This window comes from Mycoplasma sp. 2575, assembly GCF_053851635.1.
The window spans coordinates 1-1,839 of the sequence record NZ_JBSQBB010000023.1; the positions used below are offsets into that span (position 1 = coordinate 1).

The window sequence follows — 1,839 nt, forward strand, 5'->3', positions numbered from 1 at the left end:
TAATTGATAATTTTTATTACAAGAATTTATATAAACATTATGATAGATCAAAAGAGGGAAAACAAGGGTTTGATTTTCCTCTTGATGAAGGTGGAACCTTTGATTTTGATGTGTATCCGCTAGATCTGCCAGAGGAAAATATTCCATGAGAATTTTATGAACCGGACCATAATCAACCATGGGATGAAGATGATGAACCATCTAAGCCAAAAGTTTTACAAACAACACAAGATGCAAGTAAATTGGCCGATTTTTTTGCAAATCTACTTAGCGGTAGTTTAGGAAGCTATGGTATCCAAAGCGATAAAGATGGCCTTACATTTCAAATAAATTAAATTTTATAATAATTAATTTTTTATTCTAAACCAGATATAAGTCTGGTTTTTTATTATCAATAGGGTTAAAAATTAATATTAAAATGCGAATAAAACTTATTAAGCATGGCTAAAAAATGCCGTTTTTAAGCTAAAATACCTTGTTGAAGTTAAGAACAAAAAATGCGATGCATATTCAAAAGCCTAGATATTTTGTGAATAAAAATTGAAAATTATATACAAAAAGCCCCATTGTTCAAATAGAACAAGAGGAGAATAATAAAAAAAGAAAATTACTTTTCAGAGCTTTAACCAACATTAATAGTACTAATTTGCAGCCCTTACTTATAAAGCAAGTCATACTATAAACTAGAACAAACCAAACCACTAAAAATCTAGCATCTATAAATTCTAAAACTAGTGAACAAAAATGATTTACAATCAGTTTATGAAACTATTAAAAATATTCTGCCAAAGGATACTATAAATGATATTAGACATAAAAATAAACATATTAAAAATTGATTGGTTGGAAATTCATTACCAAAAAATATAATCTTAGACACTCCACAAAAAAAGGTGTCGGATGAGAAAATGAACTAGATAATTTTATTTTTTAGTAAGTAAGGATACTTTGTAAGGAAAAACTATAAAAAATGCTTATAAACTGAATAAATTATGATTAAAAAATTCAGCAAGCGTTGAAAAAAAGTAAATTTATATAAAAATTTGTGTCTAAATATAGGATACGATTTTTAGTTTCTTATTTATAAAAAAATATTAGAACTGTTTGCAAATATATAATAAGCAGCTTATTATAATCGTGAGCTCGTTTCAGTTCAGTATGATCAAAAAAATTAAGGAACTTACTGATAGAATAGCAATGGAATGTAGTATTAACTTATTGAATAACTATGAGGCGTTGCCTTCCTCAAATAGCCAAATTGATTTTCCTTGATTGGCAAATAATATTAATCCAAACAATATTCAAGAAAGCATTAATGCCGCAAATGAATTTATTAACTTCTTGCTTGAATCAGAAAGAAAACGGCTAGTTTCTGAAGGAAAAAGCGCAGAAGAAATAATTGAAATTCTTAATAATCAAAAGAATGAAGTTTTGAGCGAATTTAAACTAAAATTATAGGGTTTTGATTCCACAACAAAAAGAATAGATTAAATTAATTTGTTCAAAAAAATGGCTGTTTTGCCATTTTTTATTCCTTAAGTTTAATGGTTGAATAATGAATTAAATAAAACTAATTTATGTTAGTGATATTTTCGCAGTAAATATGTTTTTATTAGATCAATAACGTAAATTAGAATAATACTAAGTAGTAAAAAGTTCCTTCATAAATGCCTTGGCTTTGTCTAAAATTTTGGTCATAATTAGAGCATTAATCGCGAAATTTTGCCAAAACAAAAAAAAAAAAAAAAATACTATAAAATATGCTTTATAAACTCGATTAAACATTAAGGAGAAAAATGAAAAAAAGCAAATTACTTTTTCTAGGATTTTTACCTGTTT

Annotated in this window: 2 protein-coding genes; both read left to right on the forward strand. The window is 26.1% G+C overall.

Annotated features, from left to right (window positions below):
- On the forward strand, positions 1 to 335 hold a 335-nt coding region (locus tag ACWXVU_RS03165; RefSeq protein ID WP_456012192.1), incomplete at its 5' end, for a hypothetical protein.
- Positions 336 to 1,158: 823 nt separating this feature from the next.
- Positions 1,159 to 1,458: a hypothetical protein gene (locus ACWXVU_RS03170; RefSeq protein WP_456012194.1), complete on the forward strand. Its 300-nt coding sequence runs from the start codon at positions 1,159 to 1,161 to the stop codon at positions 1,456 to 1,458.
- The last annotated feature ends 381 nt before the right edge of the window (positions 1,459 to 1,839 follow it).